17 protein-coding genes are annotated in these 15,981 nt (G+C 43.6%); 8 read left to right on the top strand and 9 right to left on the bottom strand.

All coding sequences use genetic code 11. The annotated features are described in order from the left end of the window. Nucleotides 1-106 precede the first annotated feature (106 nt). The 4 genes from PO830_RS00455 to PO830_RS00440 all read right to left on the bottom strand — a co-directional run bounded on the left by PO830_RS00455 (nt 107) and on the right by PO830_RS00440 (nt 4,838). A complete protein-coding gene (locus tag PO830_RS00455; protein WP_272851558.1) occupies nt 107-961 on the bottom strand; it encodes an OmpA family protein in 855 nt (284 codons plus the stop codon). Between the two features lie 185 nt (nt 962-1,146). Further along, entirely contained in the window at nt 1,147-2,043 is an 897-nt protein-coding gene (locus PO830_RS00450) for a mechanosensitive ion channel family protein (RefSeq protein ID WP_272851557.1), read from the bottom strand. A gap of 18 nt (nt 2,044-2,061) precedes the next feature. Next, entirely contained in the window at nt 2,062-3,885 is a 1,824-nt protein-coding gene (locus PO830_RS00445; RefSeq protein WP_272851556.1) for an SLC13 family permease, read from the bottom strand. An 86-nt stretch (nt 3,886-3,971) separates the two neighbouring features. Further along, nucleotides 3,972-4,838 carry a sigma-70 family RNA polymerase sigma factor gene (locus tag PO830_RS00440; protein ID WP_272851555.1) on the bottom strand — a complete coding sequence of 289 codons (867 nt, stop codon included), beginning with the start codon at nt 4,836-4,838 and terminating at the stop codon, nt 3,972-3,974. A 131-nt stretch (nt 4,839-4,969) separates the two neighbouring features. Between PO830_RS00440 and PO830_RS00435 the strand changes: the two genes are divergently transcribed. The 6 genes from PO830_RS00435 (at nt 4,970) to PO830_RS00410 (ending at nt 9,091) form a co-directional block, all read left to right on the top strand. Further along, complete coding sequence (locus PO830_RS00435) at nt 4,970-5,158, top strand: adenylosuccinate synthetase (protein WP_272851554.1); 189 nt, start codon at nt 4,970-4,972, stop codon at nt 5,156-5,158. Between the two features lie 4 nt (nt 5,159-5,162). Beyond that, nucleotides 5,163-6,113 carry an aldo/keto reductase gene (locus PO830_RS00430; RefSeq protein ID WP_272851553.1) on the top strand — a complete coding sequence of 317 codons (951 nt, stop codon included), beginning with the start codon at nt 5,163-5,165 and terminating at the stop codon, nt 6,111-6,113. A 56-nt stretch (nt 6,114-6,169) separates the two neighbouring features. Continuing rightward, complete coding sequence (locus PO830_RS00425) at nt 6,170-6,826, top strand: hypothetical protein (protein WP_272851552.1); 657 nt, start codon at nt 6,170-6,172, stop codon at nt 6,824-6,826. 107 nt (nt 6,827-6,933) lie between these two features. Continuing rightward, nucleotides 6,934-7,383 (top strand): hypothetical protein, encoded by a 450-nt coding sequence (locus PO830_RS00420; protein WP_272851551.1) that lies wholly within the window; start codon nt 6,934-6,936, stop codon nt 7,381-7,383. Beyond that, entirely contained in the window at nt 7,380-7,583 is a 204-nt protein-coding gene (locus tag PO830_RS00415) for a helix-turn-helix transcriptional regulator (protein ID WP_272851550.1), read from the top strand. Before PO830_RS00420 ends, PO830_RS00415 begins: the two co-directional genes overlap by 4 nt. Nucleotides 7,584-7,666: 83 nt before the next feature. After that, nucleotides 7,667-9,091, top strand: coding sequence for a CotH kinase family protein (locus PO830_RS00410; protein WP_272851549.1), 1,425 nt, complete (start codon nt 7,667-7,669; stop codon nt 9,089-9,091). Here PO830_RS00410 and PO830_RS00405 read toward each other — a convergent pair. Both PO830_RS00405 and PO830_RS00400 read right to left on the bottom strand, forming a co-directional pair. Continuing rightward, nucleotides 9,088-9,666 carry a pseudouridine synthase gene (locus PO830_RS00405; protein ID WP_272851548.1) on the bottom strand — a complete coding sequence of 193 codons (579 nt, stop codon included), beginning with the start codon at nt 9,664-9,666 and terminating at the stop codon, nt 9,088-9,090. The genes PO830_RS00410 and PO830_RS00405 overlap by 4 nt on opposite strands. Then, entirely contained in the window at nt 9,667-10,992 is a 1,326-nt protein-coding gene (locus tag PO830_RS00400; RefSeq protein ID WP_272851547.1) for a dipeptidase, read from the bottom strand. It abuts the gene before it with no gap. Nucleotides 10,993-11,141: 149 nt separating this feature from the next. Between PO830_RS00400 and PO830_RS00395 the strand changes: the two genes are divergently transcribed. After that, nucleotides 11,142-12,812 carry a T9SS type A sorting domain-containing protein gene (locus PO830_RS00395; protein WP_272851546.1) on the top strand — a complete coding sequence of 557 codons (1,671 nt, stop codon included), beginning with the start codon at nt 11,142-11,144 and terminating at the stop codon, nt 12,810-12,812. A gap of 35 nt (nt 12,813-12,847) precedes the next feature. Continuing rightward, nucleotides 12,848-14,119 carry an MFS transporter gene (locus tag PO830_RS00390; RefSeq protein ID WP_272851545.1) on the top strand — a complete coding sequence of 424 codons (1,272 nt, stop codon included), beginning with the start codon at nt 12,848-12,850 and terminating at the stop codon, nt 14,117-14,119. Between the two features lies 1 nt (nt 14,120). Here the strand turns inward: PO830_RS00390 and PO830_RS00385 are convergent, their stop codons facing one another. From PO830_RS00385 to PO830_RS00375, 3 genes are all read right to left on the bottom strand, one after another. Continuing rightward, nucleotides 14,121-14,246, bottom strand: a complete 126-nt coding sequence (locus PO830_RS00385; protein WP_272851544.1) for a hypothetical protein — start codon at nt 14,244-14,246, stop codon at nt 14,121-14,123. 90 nt (nt 14,247-14,336) lie between these two features. Further along, on the bottom strand, nt 14,337-15,305 hold the full coding sequence (locus PO830_RS00380; protein ID WP_272851543.1) for a hypothetical protein: 969 nt from the start codon (nt 15,303-15,305) through the stop codon (nt 14,337-14,339). Then, the gene (locus tag PO830_RS00375) at nt 15,302-15,916 is read right to left on the bottom strand and encodes a GntR family transcriptional regulator (RefSeq protein ID WP_272851542.1); all 615 of its coding nucleotides are present in this window, start codon (nt 15,914-15,916) and stop codon (nt 15,302-15,304) included. Before PO830_RS00375 ends, PO830_RS00380 begins: the two co-directional genes overlap by 4 nt. Between the last annotated feature and the right edge of the window lie 65 nt (nt 15,917-15,981).

Below are 15,981 nucleotides of genomic sequence, written 5' to 3'. Positions count from 1 at the left end.
GCTCTGTTTAAAGTAGTTAGTCTGAATAAAGATAGTATTAATTTTGTGAGAGTTGCATAAAAAAAGCGACTCGTTAGAGTCGCTTTCGTATGCCATATCATATTTCTTAATTCGCTGATAAGAGCGCTAAGAATTTATCAAGGTTCGGTAAAATCACAATACGCGTTCTACGGTTTTTAGAGCGCCCGTCAGCCGTTTCATTATCGGCAATAGGATTATAACTACTGCGTCCGGCAGCAATCAGTTTTTCGGGTGCCACGTTGAACTTCTCTTGCAAGGTTCTAATCACTGCGGTAGAGCGTTCAACACTCAACTCCCAGTTATCCTTGATATACGCACCGTTTTTCACGGTACGAGCGTCTGTATGACCTTCAATCATGACTTCTAAGGCAGGCTCGCTATTAATCACCTCGGCAAGGCGTCCTAGAAGGTCGTTTGCTTTAGGGTTCACACGATAGCTTCCAGAGTTGAATAGCAACTTATCAGAAATATTGATCATCACTACGGTGTCATCGATATCAATATTGATGTCATCTTCCTCACCTTCAGCAACCAAGTTGTTATCCAGGTTTTTCTTTAGGTTATAAGAAATGATCAAGTTCATACTATCTTCAAGCGTCTCTGCTTGCGCAAGCTCTTGTTGATCGACATTGGCCAAGGCCTTTTTCATCTGCTCTTTCTCCTTATTAGAGAGCACAACATTGTCATACTTACGCAGGCTATTCATTTCAAGATCTTCGTTTTCTTCCGAAAGCGACTTGATTTTAGCATTGTAATTTGCCACGCGATCTTCGATAGCAGCATATTTAGCCTCTATCTCTTCTTTTTCGACCTGAGTCTTCATCAAAGCCGATTGCGACTCATTGTACTGGTCTTGTAATTCTACGTATTTCTTTTTGGAAACACAGGAGGTAAAAATTAAGGCTCCTGCAATTAGGGGAAGTGCAAGTTTCATTTTCATGATTATTTAATTTAATAGGTTTGTTGGGTACAAATAAAAGGTCGTATCCTTAAAGTTTTTCCCTAAGGAATGCTATTGTTTTGTTAAAAGTCTGAAACGACTAAAAGTATGTTGCTGATTCTCAAAGAAAAGAAAAGAGGATGTTACAACACCCTCTTTCATTTTTTGGCTATATGCTTTCAAGACTAGGAGGCACCATTTCCTGAATGCTTAGAGACCATTTGTAATTGGTTTTTTCCGAAGTCCAGGGTGCGAATAGGGAACGGAATATTGACGCCTTCGGCATCGAAACGCTTCTTGATAAGCATGATGGCCTTGTGCTTTGCGGCCAACTTCGGTTTTGGTTTGGTACTATTGATCCAAAAACGAGTCACAAAGTTAATAGAGCTATCTCCAAATTCCGTAAAGAAGAATTCGACACCTTCTCCATCGTGCTGCTCAAAATTTTCAGAGATTACCTCGCTCACCAGGCGTTCTACTTTTTCGAGATCATCTTCATATCCCACGCCGCAAGCAACGTCGATTCTTGAACGATCCGTCCAAGAGTAATTGGTAAAGGGGTTGTCTACAAAAGTGGAGTTAGGAATAATGACATATTCGTTATCGGTTTGACGAATCACGATGTTCCGAAGGCTTATTTCGGTAACATATCCTTTTTTATCGCCAGTTTCTATAAAGTCGCCAATGCGCACCTTTGGTAGAAAAGAAAGCACCAATCCCGAAACCGTGTTTCCCAAGGTACCCTGAAGTGCCAAACCAATGGCCAATCCAACTACTCCGGCACCGGCCAAGATGGAAGTAAGCGCTTTATCCAGTTCTAAAATTCCGAGAGCGATAAAAAACCCAACTAACAGGATAACCGCAAACAGTAGCTTGGTTAGCATCTGTTTTATGGATTCTTGCTTAATTCCCTTAAAGGCAATTCTTTTGGTAAACCGACTTACATATTTGGCCAGGAAATAGAAAAGGATCATGACCAAAATAGCCACGACCATATTTGGCAACTTAAGAATAATGGCGTCCAACCATCCATCGAGTTTTTCCCATAAATTGTTGATAGCGTCGTTTATTGAAAATTCCATAAATAAATATTTGTTGGTTTATAATAAGGTGGATAATAATAAGGTCCCGATCGCCCACAAGACGATTGACAGGATACCTCCAATCCACAAAAAATGTTTGAATTTATAGATACCCATACCGTAAATCAAGGTATTGGTTTGATACCCCATGGGGGTAAAAAAGCTGAAATTCGCCCCAAATAATACAGCGAGTAAAAAAGGCATTAGGGTGAGTTCAAGCCCTGAAGCTACTGCAATGGCGATAGGTGTCATTATAATAGCCGTGGCATTGTTGCTAATAATCCCACTCATGAGCATGGTGACCAAAAAGATGAGTCCGATGATAAACATATTCGACTGTCCACTCATGATTACCATGAGTTGTTCTGAAATCCAGATGTCGGCCCCGGTATTATTGATAGCCACTCCTAGCGGAATCATACCGGCAAGTAAGAAAATGACCTGCCAATTGACGCGGTGATAAACATTATTCAAGGAGATACATTTGGTGAGTAATAATAAACAAACGCCCAGAAGAGCGCTCACTAAAATCGATAATAGCCCCGATGCCGCTAATGCAATGACTGTAAGTAAGATTCCGAATCCCAGATATCGCTTCGTACCGGAAGGCGACTCCGTAGCTTTCATAGCGCGTAAGACAGCGATGTTTTTCATTTGGTATAGGCCGTGTAATTCATTTTGAGGAACATTCACCAACAGGCGATCTCCCGGCTTCAGATTTATTTTTTCAAAGTCTTTTCGTATCAAACGTTCCTTGGTATTTCGAATATTTCTTCGTTTTTGAACTCCTATCGGAGTAGCGTCCCCAATATTTTCACTGCGCAAATCTCGTAGATTCTTTCCGATCAAATCCGAGCCCGGAAGAATTAACAGTTCTACAAACTCTACGGGTACTTCCGCTTCGGGAACTTCCGAAACCGCTTCTGCGTGCTCATCAGGGGTGTCGTGTAATTGTTGCTTTTCATGGACGCTAAGATGCTCTGCCTGGCGTAGCCGGACGAGGTTTTCAAAATCACACATCAAAATCAGCTTGTCGTTCTCTTGCAATTTTACATACTTTCCCGGAGCATTGGTCACCACACTATTTCGGAATAGTTTTAGAAGCGTAATGTTTTTGTTTCCGAAAAGAAACGTATCCTGGATCTTTTTGTCAATTAATTCCGAATCTTCCAAGATACGAACCGTGGTTACGTAATCTTCCAGCTTGTATTCTTCTTCCAAACTAGGTGGCGAATCCTTAGGTAACCATCGTGACGCAATGGTCACTAAGATTACGGCGACGACTAAAAAAACAAGACCGTATAGCGAAAATTCAAAAAAACTAAAGCGTTCGGCGCCTAATTTCTGGGCAGTACTGTTAACAAGTAGGTTGGTAGAGGTACCCATTAAAGTGCAACTTCCGCCCATAATACCAGCAAATGAAATAGGCATCAAAAGCTTGGCTCTTGGGATGTCAAAACGCTTGCTTAGTTCGCCGATGATTTTAATAAAGACAATAACTACTGCGGTTGTACTTATGAATGCTGAAATTCCAGCGGTAATAAACATAAACGCCGGAACCAGTAGGAGCAGGGGCAAGGCGTGCAGTTTGGTAAGGAACCGTGCCAGCGTTGCAATGACTCCAGTGTCTTCCATCCCCAAAGCTAATATCATCAAGGCCAAAATGGTAATTGTCGCTGTGTTTGAAAAGCCTGAAATCGCCTCTTCAGGCGATACCAACCCAGATAAACTCAACGCCACAATCAAGAGCAGCGCTACTTTATCGACAGGAAATACTTCAATGGCAAACATGATGATGGTTGCCAGAAGAATGCCGAACACCAAAAGAATTTCTCCAGTCATACGGAAGGTTAGTCTGCTATAAAGATAGAAGGCAAACCTCTAGCGAATCACTAAGGAAATCATAAAAATTAGCTGGGAAATGCTTCTTATCCTAAATATTTCTTGAGGATATGGCTTTTCGATTCTCTGCGAAGATTACGGATGGCCTTTTCGCGAATTTGACGTACGCGTTCTCTGCTCAGGTCAAAGTCATCTCCAATTTCTTGCAGTGTCTTAGCTGGCTGCCCTTCCAATCCAAAGTTCAACTTGATAATGTTCGCTTCTTTTTCTGAAAGTGTGGCGAGCGCGCGATTGATTTCTGTCTTAAGGGAATCCATCAATAAAGTCTTGTCTGGTTTGGGCGACTCTCCGCTACTGATCACGTCGTACAGGTTATTGTCGTTTTCTCCTTCCTGAAAAGGAGCATCCATGGACAAGCTGCGATTACTGTTTTTAAGTGCTAATTTCACTTTGCTTTCAGTGATGTCAAGCTCTTGCGCGATCTCCTTGGCGGTGGGTACCCGTTCATAAACCTGTTGTAGGTGATTGGAAGCCTTTCGGATTTTATTAATCTCTCCAATTTTATTTAATGGAAGACGTACCACACGGGCATGTTCAGCAATGGCTTGAAGAATGGATTGTCGAATCCACCATACCGCATACGAAATGAATTTGAATCCACGCGTTTCGTCGAATCGTTTGGCGGCCTTCACCAGCCCTACATTTCCTTCATTTATAAGATCGGGGAGTCGTAATCCTTGATTTTGATATTGTTTTGCTACCGAAATCACGAAGCGTAAGTTCGCTTTCGTTAATCGATTCAATGCAACTTGATCACCTTCTTTAATCTTTCTTGCCAACTCTACCTCTTCGTCTGCTGAAATCATTTCAATTTTACTAACATCTTGTAGGTAATTATTTAATGATTTCGTTTCCCGGTTAGTAACCTGCTTGGTAATTTTGAGTTGTCTCATATAATCCTATTTACATTTGTTTAACCCTCTATAGTAACTCTTAGATTCGACAATTCCAAAACCTTAACAGAAATTGTTAAAAATTGGGGCAAAAAATACGCTTTCTGTACCTTCAATAGAAATTAAACGCTATGAGCTACCCCGTAACATTTTTAGGAAAAGCCTTACAGATTCCGGAAAATGTACCCCATCCCGACAACAACACTCCTATCGATTTTTCAGATCCCGCGGATTGGATTATCTATATTGTTTTACCCATTGTTGCCGCGATCTTGGTACTCCTTTGGATGCGAAAGAAAAAACAAGACAAAACCAAATAAATCTATGGATTATAAAAAACTTGGAACGACAGACCTTACCATATCACCCATTATTTTTGGCGGAAACATTTTTGGCTGGACGCTTGATGAAAAAGAATCGTTTGCCATTTTAGATGCCATGTTCGACATGGGCATTCAAACCCTTGATACTGCCGATGTCTATTCTCGCTGGGCTCCGGGAAACAAGGGAGGAGAAAGTGAAACCATTATTGGCAAATGGATGAAAGATCGAAACCTTAGAAATGAACTGATTATTTGTACCAAAGTAGGGATGGATATGGGGCAGGGTAAGATCGATTTATCGGAAGCACACATTAGGAAATCGGTGGAGGATTCGTTACGCCGACTCCAAACCGACCATATCGATCTGTATTATAGCCATAAGGATGATGAAACGACCCCGCCGGAAGAAACCTTAGGTACCTACCAAGAATTGATTCAGGAAGGTAAGGTGCGGTATATTGGAGCCTCCAACTTTTCAGTAGAACGCTTACAATCTTCTAAAAAAGTTTCCGAAGCAAATAATCTTCCCAACTATCAAGTAGTACAACCCGAGTACAATTTACTCGCTCGCGAGACTTTTGAAGGGGCATTACAAGACTACTGCCTAGAGCACCAATTAGGCGTCGCCTCGTATTTTTCGTTGGCCAGTGGTTTGCTTAGCGGAAAGTATCGCAATGAAAAAGATCTTGAGAATTCTTCCCGAACCGATTACGTGAAAAAGCATTGGAATGCTGACACCAAAAAATTATTGATGGTGTTGGAAGACATTGCCAATCATCAGCAAAGCACGGCAGCCGCGGTGGCCCTTGCGTGGATCATGCAGCAAAAGGGTATTTCGGCACCCATTGCCAGCGCCACAAAAGACAGTCACCTGCAAGCATTCAAAGAAGCCATACAATTGCAGCTCACGGAGGAGGAGATAGGGAAATTAAATAAAATGAGTACTCGCTAATCATTCCTTATTTTTGGCGTGAATTTTGACGCATAAAAAGCGACAAGGCAACAATTATGAAACAATATGTATGGCTAGGACTGGCATTGTTAGGAACGTCTCTTGCGATGGCTCAGGTGGAAACAGGAAATAATACGGTGCGTTTTGAAGCCGTAGATAATAATGAGAACGACCCTACAGGGTTAGAATTGCCGGCGATCGAACGCCCAAATATTTCGAACCTGGAGAATAAAAAGTATCAGTTTGATGCCGATTCCGATTTGGGTAAAGAGGAAGAAAAGCCGTTCGAGATGAATCAGGACGATGGATTATTGGATTCTCCTATGGCCAAAGGGCCTAAGTATTTTGAGGAAAAGAAAAAAGAGGAAGAAACCATGGCTCGTGACCAGGCTTTGGGGGAAGTACGTACCAAGACCGGATTCGTGCGTGTCATGTATCGTGATCATCAACATGTAGATGGCGATCGAATTAGAGTATACGTCAATGAAGACATCGTACAATCGGATATTTCCCTCACGAGCAGCTTTCAGGGAATTACAATAAGTCTGGACGATGGCCCCAATGTAATAAGTTTTCAAGCCTTGAACCAAGGGGATTCGGGACCGAATACCGCCGAATTACACGTGTATGATGAGGACGGCCGAATTATTTCAGCAAAAGGCTGGAATCTGCTCACTGGATACAAAGCCAATATAACCGTAATCAAAGAATAATACAGCGCTTTCTAAAACCAGTATCGATCTTTTTATAAAATGTAAAGCATGTTTTACAAAAATATATGTATATTTGTCATATTGTAAAACACGCTAAACTATTCAAGATGACGATTAAGAAGATTATCGAATGGGATCGAAAGGCTTTTCAGAAGCTTCGAAATTTTCAGCTACCGCATTATTGCAAACGACTGGGACTATTTTTGTTTCTCGCAGTGATCGCAGTTATGTTCTCCTTAAAGTACACAGAGGCCGAACCGATGTGGCTGCGCAATCTGTTGCGAAATTTATTATTAATCGGCCTCCTTATGATCTCTATCTCAAAAGAGCGGGTAGAAGATGAAATGATGGGAGCCTTGCGAGCACAATCCTATGCGATTGCCTTTGTGATGGGCGTGTTGTACGCCTTAATTCAACCATATGTAGATTATTTGGTAGCACTTGTGTTAGATCCTACGGATGCGACATTAGATATGAGCTACTTTCAGGTGCTGGCCTTTATGCTGCTTGTTCAAATTATGTTCTTTCGCGTAATGCTCAAAAAATGTACCGTATGAAAAATACGTTAAAAGTAGAGCGGGCAATTCTTAACCTTACCCAGCAAGAATTGGCCGATCGCATTGGCGTCTCCCGCCAAACCATACATTCTATCGAAGCGAGTAGGTATACACCTTCCACAGTACTGGCCCTAAAACTTTCCGCGGTGTTCGATAAGCCGGTGAACGATTTTTTCAGTTTGGAAGAAAAGGACGGGTAGGTCTTCTTTAAAATTATAACATCCTTTTAAGGAAGGGTAGGAGGCAATTTGTGTATTTTTCCGAAGGACAAAATTAATACGTTTTGAAAAAAATTTATACGCTTTATTTAGTAGGATTCATTCTGGCTCTTCCCTTTGCTTCGTGCGCTCAAGAAGAAATTACCGCAACGGATTATTCTTTTGGTGTAGATCATAAAAATCAACTGATCGTTTGGAATGCATCGGCAGAACGAATGGGAATAAGCCCCAAGACAATCATGTTTGATGTCGCATATCAAAATACAGAAGCGGGGAGCGTTGATCCAAAAAATACGGTGAACCTTCAATCCAATGGCAAAAAATATCAATTATTTACTACGACACATCCCGTGGTTCGTATTTCGTATGAAGCCGATACGCTCAAAAAACATCCTAGAGTACCGGCCACCTTTTCGTATTATGATGCCGACACAGCCTTCGCGCAGCCTATTACGATGCGCTTACGCGGAAATATATCCCTTCAGTTTCCGAAGAAGAATTTTGACATCGAATTTCAAGAGGAGGGAAGCACCACCGAGTCGGAAGACGTCTTGCTGAAAAACCTCCGTGAGGACGACGATTATGTGCTGGACGGAATGTATAACGAAGCCCTTCGTCTGCGCGCTAAGACGGCCTTAGCGATGTGGCAGGAACAACGGCCATGGACCTATAGTAAAAAGGGAAAATCGGGGCCGGAAGGATTTTATGTAGACCTTTTTGTGAATGACACTTACCGCGGTATCTATTATTTGGGAGAACAGGTAGACCGAAAGCTGATGCGGCTTAAGAAGAAGGATGGCGATACCGTACGCGGTGAGTTATTTAAAGCGGGCTATTATGCCGATGGCACAAAATTTATTGCGGCGCCAGACTTTAAGAATTCACTGCCTACCTGGGCAGGCTTCGAAATGGAGTACCCTTACGAAGATTACGTCGCTTTTTATGATAACTTACACGCTTTCATGAAGTTTTTGACCACTTCGTCAGCCTCTGAATTCTCTCAACATCTCGAACAATGGCTGGATGTAGAAAATGCGATAGACTACTTTCTTTTCGTGAATGCGATTCGTGCCACCGATAACTTAGGGAAGAATTTTTACTTCGGAAGATATGACAACGACGAGCCCTATCTCTTTATTCCGTGGGATGTGGACGGAAGTTTTGGAGTGATTCAAGCCGGCAAACGCATTCCTACCACCAATGATATTTTGGACAACGGCCTTTTCAAAAGACTCTGGGAAGAAAATCCTGAAGGCTACCGTCAAAAAGTAGCTCGCCGTTGGTTTGAACTTCGGGAAGACCTGTATGCTACAAAAACGGTATTGCAACAGATCGAGGAGCAATACCAACGTTTTGAGTCGGAACAAGTCTATGCGAGGGAAGCCTTGATCTGGGAGAATACCTTCACGGAAGAAAATAAACAATACCTTACTCAATGGATCACCGATCGCTTTCAGTTCTTAGATAGCTATTTTGAAGCGGAACGTTAAACCGGTTTTTCTATAGGAACTACATCCCCTGGTCGTAACCCATCCAACAGTTGGTCGCCAATGCGCACCCGAACCAATCGAAGTGTAGGATAGCCCACCGCGGCTGTCATTTTCCGTACTTGTCTAAATTTTCCCTCCGTAAGGACTATTCGAACCCAGGAGGTTGGGCCATGCCGGTCATCGGGTAATTTATGTTGGGCGTTAGGAAGGGTAGGGGAATCTAGTTTCGTGGCGACACATTGCTTGGTGCGATAGGTTGTTCCATGAATTCCAATGGTCACTCCGTTTTCCAACTGTGTTATGGCTTCGGAAGAGATCACACCCGCAACTTGCGCCCAATATTCTTTTTCATAGGGTCCGTTATTGATTGAAAAGCTTACAGCGCCATCGGTAGTCAATAACAATAACCCTTCGCTTTTTTCATCGAGTCTGCCCACAGCCATCGTGCCTGTTGGAAAATCGTACAACGCGCCTAAAAATTTCTTTTTGTGTGCTTTTTTTTGCTGACTCACAAACTGACTGAGCATGCCCGAAGGCTTGTAGATTTTGAAATGACGGTGAATGATATCGGTCATTTACGAACGCGCTGCCTCCGCCTCGATTTCTTTAGCAATTGCTTCCACTTCATCTAACACACGAAGAAGATTGCCGCTCCACAATTTTTCAATTTCAGCTTCCGAATAACCCCTGCGAACCAATTCTAAGGTCACATTAAAGGTTTCCGAAGCATCGCTCCAACCTTCAATTCCTCCGCCGCCATCAAAATCGGAACTAATCCCCACATGGTTGATCCCGATCTTTTTTACTAAATAATCGATATGGTTTACAAAATCCACCACATCTACCTGAGGCGGTAGTTCGGGAAGCTTCTCAAGTTTTTTATCGCGCAGCGGAATTAGTTTTCGATACTGCTCGAAGTAAGCGCGACGTTCTACCGTAGGCAAGGCCATCACTTCTTCGCGCTCTAGCCATTCCATTCCAAGAGAATCTGCCACTTGTTTGGCTACTTCAATTTCCACTTCGGTACGCGCATCGTCCTTTTCTTTGTTCAGATAACTCTGAAACGCCACCGTTTGAACAACGCCGCCATTTTCTTTGAGCCATTCCAATTGCTCGTCGTCTAGGTTTCTACTGTGGTTACAAAGCGCTCGGGCAGAGGAATGGGAGGCTATAATAGGGGCCTTTGAAAGTTCGATCATGTCTTTCATCGCTTTTTTGCTCGGGTGCGATACGTCGATCATCATTCCCAGGCGATTCATTTCCACAATCACCTGTTTGCCCAAATCACTGAGTCCGTCGTGCAGCCACTCATCGTTTACTTCCCCCGTATTGCTGTCGCACAACTGACTGTGGCCGTTGTGAGCCAACGACATATAACGTCCCCCTAATTCATAAAACTCTGCTACCCGGCTGAGATCTTCGCCTACCGGATACCCATTCTCAATACCGATCATGGCCACCTTTTTCCCTTCGGAATGGATTCGGCGTACGTCATCACTAGTAAGGGCCAGGGCGATCTCGTTGGGTGCGATTTCAGTCGTAAGCCGATGAATCGCATCAAATTTAGAAATTGCATTGGCATAGGCCTTCTCATACCCCGACGGTGTTAAGCTATCTTGCCCAGTATATACAATGAACCACGCTACATCTAGGCCGCCTTCCTTCATTTTAGGAAGCGTAATTTGCGTGTCCAGTTCTTGAGTATAGTTGATAGAGTCGGTAAAATTGGCCACATTGATATCGCAATGCGTGTCTAAGGTGATCACATTTTTATGAATGGCTTTTGCTTTCGCGATGAGTTCGGTTTCAGACATAGCTTTCTTTTCAGAAGTTTTATTTTGATTACAAGAAACGATTCCTAGAGATAGGGACGTAAAAAGCAAAAGTGTGGTTGTTTTCATAACAGGTTTTTGAGAAGAAATACGAATAAGAAATAGCAATAAATTATTGTATAAACTTACCAATTTTAAATTACTTGCAGTCTTTGGTCAACGAATTTCGCAAGACGCTTCTCCCAAAATGTCGTATCTTAATTCAATAATTAAATGCTATGAAATCAATATACATACTACTCGCATGCTTCCTAGGTTGCTTTTCCATACTTCAAGCACAAGAAAATCCCTGGCACGAGTTACAATCTAAGTACCACGAAGGTATAGACGATCCGTACCTTCCCGTTGACAAAGATACCATGCAGCGGCAACCTGCCTATGTACAACGCACGGCCACTTTTTTCACGACTCAGGTAAATGTGGATGGCAGCGGGATGGATATCGTTGGCGATGCTGCTAACGAACCGAGTATTGCCGTGGATCCTACCAATGCCGATCGCATTGTGATAGGGTGGCGGCAGTTTGATGCCATCGCCAGCAACTTCCGGCAGGCCGGGTACGGATATTCAACAGATGGAGGTATTACATTTACGTTTCCCGGAGTGTTAGATCCCGGCGTTTTTAGAAGTGATCCGGTTTTGGATTTTGATCTCGATGGAAATTTTTATTACAACAGTTTGCAAGATAGCTTTGAATGCGATGTATTCGAAATAACCGATGGTGGTGTCGTTTGGGAAGCCCCGGTACCAGCCCGGGGCGGTGACAAACAGTGGATGCGAATCGACCGAAGCGGAAGCGATAGCGACGGCTTTAATTATTCCTATTGGAATTCTAGCTTCACCACCTGTCCGCCTGGCAATTTTACCCGTTCCACCGATGGCAGTGAAACCTTTGAAACGTGTATCGAGGTGGCCGGCGATCCCTTTTGGGGAACCTTAGCCGTGGATGACAGTGGAGTGCTCTACCTCGTAGGAGTAGGGGGAAGTTCGGGAGTGATCGTGGTGCGTTCTCTGAACGCTCAAAATGCTGGGAGCAGCATTGTTTGGGAGACTCCTTCGGAAGTTGACCTGCAAGGCTTTCTAAATGCCGGTGTTTTGGTAAATCCGGTTGGGCTGCTCGGGCAAGCCTGGGTAGATGTAGATATTTCGAGTGGTCCCGGCGCCGGAAATGTGTATGTATTGGCTTCCGTAGAGCGAACAAATGGTGATCCGGCCGATGTTATGTTTTCAAGAAGCACCGATGGCGGTGTGACCTTTGAAACTGCCCTGCGTTTGAACACCGATGCGGGTTCAAATGCTTATCAATGGATGGGAACCATGTCGGTAGCACCAAACGGAAGAATCGACGTGGTGTGGCTCGATACTCGCGATGCGCCTTCAGGAACCGTTGACTCTGTGTTATATTATACCTTTTCGGACGATCAGGGAACTACCTGGGAACCCGAAATGATTCTTTCGGATGCCTTCGATCCAACTATTGGGTATCCGAATCAAAGTAAGATGGGCGACTATTTCGATATGGTTAGCACCAATCAAGGGGCGCATCTGGCCTGGGCGAATACCTTAAATGGCGGACAAGATGTGTACTACACCTTTATCGAACCCGAATCCTTCGGACTTGCCGAAGTGCCCCTTGCCGATGCCGTTACCATCTACCCCAATCCGGTCACTTCAGAAACGGTAATCGATCTTAATTTTCCGACAGCACAGACAACGCGTATTTCGGTGATCGATCTGCAGGGGAGAGAGGTGCAACTAATACACCCTGCTAGCGACCTACAACAGCGTACGCTGCGCTGGGAAGGGGCAGATCAGCTATCTGCTGGAGTTTACTTTATACGCGTTCAGGTAGGAGCACAACTACTTCATAAAAAAGTAGCGGTGCGTTAAGAGATTTTTTCAAAAGGGAGTTTTACCTTTACCCCATGGCTAAGAACGATCCCTACGCTGCCCTGCGTTTTAGAGAATTCAACTTATTTCTGTTGGTGCGTTTTGCCATGGTATTCGCTTGGTCCATGCAATTTGTGGTCATTGAATGGGAGGTGTATAGTATAACTAAAAATCCGCTGTCGCTTGGGATCATCGGACTTATGGAAGTGATTCCCGCAGTGTCTCTGGCCTTATTTGCAGGCCATATTGTCGATCAACGGGAAAAAAGAAACCTACTCGTAACCTGTATTTTTGGGTTTTCTGTGGTGAGCTTAGGACTGTTTTTGATCACTTGGCCGGAAGTAGTAGGAGATCTCGTATCACGCACCAAACTCACCATTATTTATGTGTTGGTCTTCTTAGGTGGCGTAGTACGTGCCTTTATAGGTCCTACTATCTTTTCATTATTTTCACTCTTAGTTCCGAAGAAAGTCTATCCCAATGCTGCGACCTGGAGTAGTTCGGTATGGCAAATGGGCGCGGTGGTAGGTCCGGCAGTTGCCGGTTTTTCAATTCATTGGATCGGCGTACACGGCTCGATGTTCGCGATCTTTGGTTGTTCGTTGACCGCCTTATTGGTATTGCTTCAAATTCCGAAGAAACCCATCTTAAACCCAAAACTAGGTGAACCGGTCTGGCAGAGTTTGAAAGAAGGCATCCGCTTCGTGCGAAAGACGAAAGTCATTTTAGGAGCCATTACGCTCGATATGATCGCTGTGCTTTTTGGAGGAGCCGTCGCGCTGCTTCCTGTCTACGCACAGGATATTTTAAAAGTAGGCCCCGAAGGTTTTGGAGTCCTGCGCGCCGCACCGGCAGTGGGTGCCTTGGTGATGATGTTCACCTCGGCGTACTTCCCTTTGAATAAACATGCCGGGATGAAATTGTTGATGGCGATCTTTGGCTTCGGAATCTGTATTATCATCTTTGGAATTTCCACTTCCTTTTGGTTGTCTGTGGTCGCCTTATTCTTTAGCGGTTTGACCGATGGAATTTCGATGATCATTCGTCAAACCATTCTTCAACTGAGAACTCCCGATTCGATGCGCGGAAGGGTAGCGTCTGTAAACTCGATGTTCGTAGGGTCTTCCAATGAATTAGGTGCCTTTGAAAGTGGATTAACCGCTAAACTCATGGGAACGGTAACCGCTGTTGTTTTTGGTGGTACCATGACATTGATCACCGTGGTAAGTACCGGTTTGGCCCTTCCGAAGTTGCGAAAATTAGACTTGCGAAAAGATTTGGAAGCACACGAAGCGAGTGACACTTAAATTAAAAGATCCAACCCAACAGCCAAAAAATTACAAAAAATAAAATGATGGTTCCGAGGCAACCAAGTTTGCCGCCTAATTTACGAGCTGCCCAAAAGGCGATAATGGCACGAAGTAATTTTTTCATAGGTGAGTTGTTTTCTATAAAATTAAGATACCAAAGCTCCTCCAACAATTATTTATAACAACTTTAATATTGTATAACAGAATTTGTTCATCATTGTTCAAATAGTTGATCGAGCATCAGGGCCTCCATAGAAATGAAATAGACCTTTGAAATTCCGCCATAGTCGCCTTCCGGGGATGGTTCATCGCGCGTAAAGAAAAAGAAGTTACCATCCCAGGTCATGCCGGTAGGGCATTCATTTTGCCCTGTATTGATCATCGCTCCCAAAGGCTGTGCCTGTTGCCATTGTCCATCTGCTCCGCGCTTACTTACATAAATGTCGTCGCCTCCTTGAGTGTCGGGTCGGCCGTAGGATTGGAAAAATAAATAGTTACCATCAGGTGAAAGTTTTGGAGCGTATTCCCAGTATTTTTCGGTATTGATAGTGGCCGCTAAAGGTTGCGGCTCCGAGAAACCCGATTCGGTTTTTGTGGTTTGGTAGAGATCAATACCTTCCGTTCCGGGACGCTGAGTACAGAGATAAAACGTTTCACCATCAACCGTGTGAAAATGGTTTTCATTGCTTACAGGCCATTGCTCACCTTCGGCTTGCACATAATTGATTGTTGGTGAAAGTGGGGAGGGAGAGCTCCATCCTTCGTCGCTCTTTTTCGTCATCCAGACATTGGTATCGAAGTTGCCGAGATTTGGGCGCCCTTCAATAGCACGTTCACTTCCGAAATACAATGTGCTGCCATCCGGAGTGAGATTCGGGTACTCGTCGCGATCTGTAGAGAATGAGGTGATTTCCGGTGTTGACCAACCTTTCTCTTCAGAATACGTAGCATAATAAATACGCTGTTTTTCTTCACCTTTGCGACGCGTAAAGTAAATAGTTTTATTATCAGGAGCGAAGACCAGATCGAATTGAGTCGATTCGTCCATGGAAACAATTCCGGGCAAAAATACCTGTGGCGTGTCAATGATCGTTTCAGAAATATGTGACGAAGTAATTGGAACTTCTTGAGCGTTACAAGCGCCAAGTATCAATAATGTGATGGCAATTATTAGCTGTTTCATAAGGTATTGTTTAAGATTTGTAACCAATTTGTTTTCAATAGGGCAATGGCCTTGTTGATTTCGTGACGCTCCAAATGGGAGATGATTTGATCATGCTGTGCTTCGGAAGAGGTGTCAAAACCGTATTCCTGCATAAAGTCTAATTCATAGAAAAAAATGCGAACTTTCAGATCACTCAGAATATGAAGGACGGTATCATTCTCGCAGTATTGGGTGAGCGTTTCGTGAAAGCTCATATCAGCCTGAATGCGTTCGAGGGCTGTTTTTGCAGTGCTGAATAACCGTTGCTTCTCTCTTAATTTATAAATCAAGACAGTTCCATATTGAGTTTGCTCCATAGCAAGACATTCCAAAGCGGCTACGATGGGGTAGAGTTGTGGAATCTCACTAGTTTCTAATTCTGGAATTTGGAACCCACGATTTGGAACCGATTGTACGATCTGCGCTTGCTCGAGTTGCGTGAGTGCTTCCCGAATGGGGGTGACGCTTACGTTAAGATCACGCGCCAACTGGGCCAAAGACAAAAAATCACCCGGACCTAACGTGCCTTCAGTCATGGCCTTTAAAAGCTGCTGCTTAACGGTAGTACGAAAGTGTAATGCGGAGTTCACTTCAGCAAGATACTTAAACGTATACGATTTAACAAATTAAAATTACGTATAAAAAAACCCTGCGA

The organism is Altibacter sp. HG106, assembly GCF_028561755.1.
Lineage (GTDB): Bacteria > Bacteroidota > Bacteroidia > Flavobacteriales > Flavobacteriaceae > DFVG01.
The sequence above is the reverse complement of the archived record's forward strand: the minus strand, read 5'-3'. Positions and strand labels throughout refer to the sequence as shown.